At 64.4% G+C, this 6,085-nt stretch carries 4 protein-coding genes, 1 tRNA gene and 2 pseudogenes; 5 read left to right on the forward strand and 2 right to left on the reverse strand.

Translation table 11 applies throughout. The features are described 5' to 3' along the window. Nucleotides 1–2: 2 nt before the first annotated feature. From VM95_RS42370 to VM95_RS43655, 4 genes and pseudogenes are all read left to right on the forward strand, one after another. The gene (locus tag VM95_RS42370) at nucleotides 3–572 is read left to right on the forward strand and encodes a M78 family metallopeptidase domain-containing protein (RefSeq protein WP_157882039.1); all 570 of its coding nucleotides are present in this window, start codon (nucleotides 3–5) and stop codon (nucleotides 570–572) included. Beyond that, the gene (locus VM95_RS10395; protein WP_341845999.1) at nucleotides 565–1,755 is read left to right on the forward strand and encodes an MAB_1171c family putative transporter; all 1,191 of its coding nucleotides are present in this window, start codon (nucleotides 565–567) and stop codon (nucleotides 1,753–1,755) included. The genes VM95_RS42370 and VM95_RS10395 overlap by 8 nt, the downstream gene beginning before the upstream one ends. A gap of 140 nt (nucleotides 1,756–1,895) precedes the next feature. Next, nucleotides 1,896–2,954, forward strand: coding sequence for a cytochrome P450 family protein (locus VM95_RS10400; protein WP_341846000.1), 1,059 nt, complete (start codon nucleotides 1,896–1,898; stop codon nucleotides 2,952–2,954). Nucleotides 2,955–2,965: 11 nt separating this feature from the next. Then, nucleotides 2,966–3,432 (forward strand): annotated as a pseudogene (locus VM95_RS43655) (IS5 family transposase); the annotation flags it as partial. Between the two features lie 26 nt (nucleotides 3,433–3,458). On the opposite strand, the pseudogene VM95_RS40145 reads toward VM95_RS43655, so the two are convergent. Further along, nucleotides 3,459–3,695, reverse strand: a pseudogene (locus VM95_RS40145) (hypothetical protein); the annotation flags it as partial. 782 nt (nucleotides 3,696–4,477) lie between these two features. On the opposite strand from VM95_RS40145, the gene VM95_RS38700 reads away from it, so the two are divergent. Next, complete coding sequence (locus VM95_RS38700; protein WP_052707270.1) at nucleotides 4,478–5,794, forward strand: tyrosine-type recombinase/integrase; 1,317 nt, start codon at nucleotides 4,478–4,480, stop codon at nucleotides 5,792–5,794. 95 nt (nucleotides 5,795–5,889) lie between these two features. On the opposite strand, the gene VM95_RS10415 is transcribed toward VM95_RS38700, so the two are convergent. Continuing rightward, nucleotides 5,890–5,963, reverse strand: a tRNA-Pro gene (locus VM95_RS10415). Between the last annotated feature and the right edge of the window lie 122 nt (nucleotides 5,964–6,085).

Raw genomic sequence — 6,085 nt, forward strand, 5'->3', positions numbered from 1 at the left:
TGATGCTATGGCGGCTCAAAGACGGCAGTAACAGGCTTTCCACAAGCCTACAAGCGCGGTGCGAGGAGCGAGTCCGCGCGCTGGAGATACCGGCGGCAGAGAAGTTGACGATTCCTCAATTATGCCGCCACATCGGCCGCTTGCAGAATCGATCGATCCTGCTGGTTCCACTCGAACTGCCTGTCGGCAGTCCTGATGGGCTGTGGATTTCCGCTGACGATCTGGACTACGTGGTCTTCGAGCAGCGTCTCGCCCCTGTGCACCAGCATCAGGTGATCCTCCACGAGATAGGCCACCTTGTCTGTGGCCATGAAGCGGCCCCAGTGATGACGCCGGATTCCTCCCGACTCCTCCTGCCGTCGCTCGACCCCGAGATGGTGCGCAGGGTTCTTGGCCGCCAGCACGAGCACTCAGAGGTCGAAGTCGAAGCCGAGCTCGTCGGTTCGCTGATTGGTCGCCAGATCGGCACCTGGACAGTTCGGCAGACCTGGAACGTGCCGCCGGAGGCACAAGGGCTTTCCTCGCGACTCGCTGCCCTGGAGTCCCCGAACCACCGAGGGATACATGAATAGCTTTCTATACCCAATCTGCGCCATTGTTGCGCTACTCGCGCTCATCTACAAAGTTCGCGTTCTGCGAACTGATCACTCCATAACGCAGATTGCCCTTATTGGAAACCTTTTTCTCTTGTGCATTACTTATGTTGTGTCCACTCCATTCATATGGGTGGCGATGAGTCGCACGGTGGGAATTGTCAACTTTTCAGGACTCTTCACGCAAAGCTGTGTAGTACTGATGTCGGCATGCCAGCAGATCGTCCTATTGCACCTTACCTACGAACGACGTGTTGCTTGGAGCAAAGCAGTTCCGCGCCTCACCTGCCTGGTCCTTAGTCTCGTCGCAATGGTGGCACTCTTCTCAGCAGCCACTGCCGAGCGGGAATCACCCAACGACTTCGCCCTGTCCAAAGCCCAATATTACCCCGCATACCTCATCGTCTATCTGCTGGCATACACCGCCAATCAAATCGATGTCGGCGTGCTGAGCTGGCGGTATACCGCAATTGCCTCGACGCCGTGGCTGCGTCGGGGCCTCTTCCTGATTGCAGCGACCCTGCCATTCGCCCTGATCTACAGTGGATGCCGCGTTGCCGACATCATCGCCGGACAGTTCAGCGTCAGCGGGGACGCCTGGGAACCGGTCGCCCAGATCGCAGTCACCATCGCGACCATCACGAAAATCGCGGGGTGGACACTGCCCGACTGGGGCCGCCACCTCACTGTCCTACACGACTGGCTCAGGGACCACCACACCGCGCGGGAGCTCTCCCGTGTACACCGCCAGCTCACAGCCCTGGTACCCGAGCCAGTCATACCACTGGACTCACGAGCCGATCTTCGCACCCGCCTCTACCGCACGGTAGTGGAGATCCGGGATGCCCAGTGGGCCCTGCGCACCTGGATGGACCCCTCCGTTACTCAAGCTGCGAGCCGACGAGCAAGAGGCGCCGGCCTGACTGACGACGACGTCGCCGCCATAGTCGAGGCGGCCCAGCTCAAGGCGGCAATTCGAGCAAAGACCGAGCGACGGCAACCGGCCAAATACGAGAGCGACCCGCAGGTCGCCCAGCCCGGTGACCTCGCTGCCGAACTGGTCTTCCAACGTAAGCTTGCGCGCGCGTTCAGCAAGTCCCCCATCGTCGCTGCAGCCCTCGAGGATACCGCCGGACAAAACATATCCAAGGACATGGAATGAATGCGCTAGGCCCCGCCGAAAACTTTCCGATGCCATTCGATGGAGAGTTTTTCAAAAACCCCTACCCAGTCTATGACAGGCTCCGCGCCGACTGTCCAGTTCAGCGTGTTACGACTCCGGATGGTTCGTCTATATGGCTGGTGACGAGCGAGAAGGACGTCCGTACAGGGCTAAGCGACCCACGGCTGTCAGTAAACAAAGCTCACGCTCGGCGCGGATACAAAGGATTCGCCCTGCCTCCGACGCTCGACGCCAATCTCCTCAACATTGACCCTGCTGACCATCTGCGCGTGCGCCGCCTAGTCTCCAAAGCCTTCACTCCTCGCCACGTCGAAGGCCTCCGCGTTCGGGTACATAACACCGCCGACCAACTCGCTGAGGGTCTGGCCGGAAAAGGGGTAGTTGACTTCATCGAGCACTTCGCCAAGCCGCTGCCATTGACCGTCATCGGTGATCTGCTGGGCGTCCCCGAGGACGGACGGCGCCCTTTCTCCAACTGGGTGGACTCAATGTTTGACCCCGAGCACCCAGGCCAGGTCACAGAGTCCGTCGATCATATTCATCATTTCCTCATCAACCTAATCGATGCCCGGCGCGCCACTCCGCGGGACGACCTGCTCTCGGCGATGATAACGGCTCGCGACGAGAGCGACAGGCTGAGCGAGGACGAACTTGCCTCCCTCGCTTTCCTAATCCTTTTCGCAGGCGTGGAGAGCACCCAGCATGTCATTAGCAACGGCCTCTTGGCGCTCCTCTGTCACCCAGAGCAGTTCGTCAAACTTCGAGAAGACGCCAAACTCATCGACAACGCGGTCGAAGAAATATTGCGATATTCCCACCCCAACCAAATGGCGGTCCGCCGGTTTCCCATCAGGGACATCACAATAAGCGGAGTCCACGTGCCCGCCGGCGATACAGTGATGCTTGGCCTTGCGTCAGCCAACCGCGACCCTGCCTGCTATCCAGAGCCAGATTCGTTTGATCTTCTCCGAGAGTTCAAGCAGCATCTAGCGTTCGGGCATGGAATGCATTACTGCCTCGGGGCGCCACTCGCTCGGATGGAGATCCGAGCGGCCCTCGAAACGCTACTGAGAAACTTCTCGCAAATCACCCTCGCCATTCCCGTAGATGAACTTGAATGGCGCGCTTCTTTCAGGTCTCACGCGCTGAAGAAGTTGCCAATAGAAATTTGCACCTAGTCTCAATACCAATGACTTGGGACCGGATCGAGCCGTTGATGCCGGCCGATCCGGTCCGTGGGCAGCGATGGGCCGACGACTGGCGAACGCTCGAGGCCATCGTATGAAAGTATCGCTCCTGCCTACCCTGGCGTGGCCTGCTCGCGGAGTTGGGACCCTTCCAACCTGCGCGCAAGCGGCTGTTGCGCTGGGCTGTCGACGATACTTGGCAGCGGATCTTTGCAGGCGTGCTGGCCTCGGCGGACGCCGACGACGACAACGGCTGGACCGCTTCGGTGCTATTCCACCGTGTGCCGAGCCCATCAGCATGCCGCCGGCGCCCGCAAAGGGAGACGGCGGCCAGAGTGAACCCGCCGACCATGCCATCGGACGCTCGCGCGGCGGCCTCAGCACCAAAGTACAACTGGCCGGTGACACCCGGGCCCGCCCGCTGGATCTCGTCGTGACGGCCGGGCAGGCCGGTGACACGCCAGCGTTCACGACCCGTCATGACCGCGATCCGTGGCCAACATCGGTGACCACGGTCTTGGACCGAGTGCTGTTGCGGAAGTTCCCGGACCCCGCCCTGGCGGGGCCATGCTTCTCATAGCCAAGGTGGTCCGTGATCGCGCCCTCCAGGACCCGCTTGGTCAGCTGCTGCAGCAGCCCGCCCTCGCCGCTCAACTTGACGCCGTCGGCACGCCACGGCCGCCGACCCTCCACGTCGTCCAGGAGGCCGACAACATCGAAGCCCTCCCCCACGAGACCCCCACCCTCGTCCTCGGCCTCATCGACGAAGGCGCCAGCCCAGACGAGCCCGTCACCGGCCTCGTGCGCCACGCCATGCACATCACCAACGGCCTCCTGCCCAACCCCGCAGCCTTCCGCGAACAGCTCGACGACCTGGAGGAGACCGTCGCCGAGTGCACCGGCGACGACGAGCCCGACCTCGCCGACGTCGCACTGAGGCTCACCCCCTTGGACCCCAAGCGGCCAGCCCGCGACCTCCTCGAAGACCTCCTCACCGGCATTCACGGCTGCTGGCTTCTCACGAAGAGCTCAACAACGAGGACGACCTCGACGGTGACGTGGAGGACTGGGACGACGAGCAGGCCGAGCAACACCAGCGGCGCAGCCGTGAGCGCTTCGCCCAGCTTGTCCGCGAAACCGCCGCACACCGCGACCGGCTCATCTGACCCGGCTCGTACGCGCCCTGCGGCTCCGGATCTGACCTAGTCGATCACCCTGCGGTGTCTTCGGACCCGCGGTGGCATTCGTGGGCTCGCTCCTGCTTCTGTTTACTCTCCGCGACGAGTAGCAGGAGCGGGCCGCCACGATGGGCCCGCCATGCCGGCAGCCGGAACCGCCCCACGGCCGGTGGCGGCCTCGATTGCCGGTCAGAAGACGGCTCGGCCGCGACCACCACGCGCTCACCAGTGCTGGAATTGTCGCTTGCCCTGCGACGATCCCTTGGCGCGGCGCAAGGGGCGGTCCGGAGCGAGACTATGGGAAACCCCTCCGCACGAGCCCTTGAGGCGATCACCATGCCGACCTCGACCCACGACCGTGGCCGCGTCTACCGGCGCTGCGGGTGCCGCGACGCCCAGCGCCGCCAGCTCGGCGCCCGCTGCCCCCACCTCGCCGCCGATCCCGGCCACGGCACCTGGACGTACGCCGTCGACGTCCCCTGGCCCGACCAGCGCCGCCACACCGTGCGCCGCGGCGGTTACCCCAACGAGTACGCCGCCCGCAACGACCTCAAGCGTTTCCTCGACGGCCACGCCTACGGCTACAACCCCGACCCCCGCCAGACCCTCGGCGACTACCTGCTCGCCTGGCTCGCCGCCCAGGAGCTACGGCTCAGGCCCACCACGCTCGCCCGCTACCGCGCCTACGTCCACCAGGACCTGATCCCCGCGCTCGGCCGCATCCTCCTCGACGACCTCGCCTACGAACACATCGACCACTACGCCCGCGCCCAGCTCAAAGCCGGCCGCGGCCGCGTCACCGTGCACCGCATCCTCGCCACCCTCTCCAGCGCCCTCGGCGCGGCCGTCGTCCGCCACCGCCTCGGCCACAACCCCGCCAAACCTGCGATCATCCCCCGACCGCCCACGCCGGAGCGCCGGATCTGGACCCCCGACGAAGCGGTCCGCTTCCTCGACTACACGAACGAGCACGACCCGCTGTTCGCCCACCTCGTCGAGCTGATCATCAACACCGGCATGCGCAAGGGCGAAGCCCTGGGCCTGCACTGGGATGACGTCCACCTCGACGAGGGCGTCCTGTTCGTCCGCTACACGCTCTCGTCGGTCGACAACCAGTACACCGTCCTGACCGCCCCCAAGACCCCCAGCAGCCTCACCTGGATCGCCATCAACGGCCGCGCCCGCCGAGCCCTCGAAGACCAGGCCGACCGCTACTTCCTCGGCCTCGCCATCCCCGCCCACGGTTACGTCTTCCAGCGCCACGGTCGCCCGCTCGACCCCCACTACGTGCTCAACCGCTTCCACAAACTGTGCGACCAGGCCGGCGTCCCCCGCATCGCCGTCCACGACCTGCGCCACCTCGCCACCACCCTCGCCCTCAACGGCGGCGTCCCGTTCGTGATCGTCTCCAAGACCCTGCGCCACCGCACCCTGTCAACCACCGCGAACATCTACAGCCACCTCACCCGCCAGGCAGCCCGCGAAGCCGTCGACGCCATCGCCCGCCTCCTCGACAGCGCCGAACTCACCCTCCACACCACCCAACGCGCAGAGAGGCCAAGGAACCTGATCAACCAGTTCCGTGACCACCTCACCGGCCGCCGACGCAGGAACCGCCGCGAACACGCAGCTCACACCCCCATCCCGCTGTGACCAGCGCGACCACCATGCGACCACCAGCTGACAAAACGCCAGAAGGCCGCCTCCACCAAGCGGTGGAAACGGCCTACGACCTGCGGCAATGCAAGTCGGGACGACAGGATTTGAACCTGCGACCCCTTGACCCCCAGTCAAGTGCGCTACCAAGCTGCGCCACGTCCCGTGGTCTCGGTGCCCGGCAGCGGGGCCTGGGGGGCTCTACTGTGGGCTTCTCGACCTTGTCTCCGGGCTGTCCCGGCGACATGGAAAACAATACAGCACGTCGGGGGGTGCTCGCTGCCAGGT

The sequence above is a fragment of the Streptomyces rubellomurinus genome (assembly GCF_000961885.1).
Taxonomy (GTDB): domain Bacteria; phylum Actinomycetota; class Actinomycetes; order Streptomycetales; family Streptomycetaceae; genus Kitasatospora; species Kitasatospora rubellomurina.

Coding starts and splice junctions, on each gene's coding strand:
- VM95_RS38700 (WP_052707270.1), top strand. CDS start 4,478: ATGCCGACCTCGACCCACGACCGTGGCCGCGTCTACCGGCGCTGCGGG.
- VM95_RS10395 (WP_341845999.1), top strand. CDS start 565: ATGAATAGCTTTCTATACCCAATCTGCGCCATTGTTGCGCTACTCGCG.
- VM95_RS42370 (WP_157882039.1), top strand. CDS start 3: ATGCTATGGCGGCTCAAAGACGGCAGTAACAGGCTTTCCACAAGCCTA.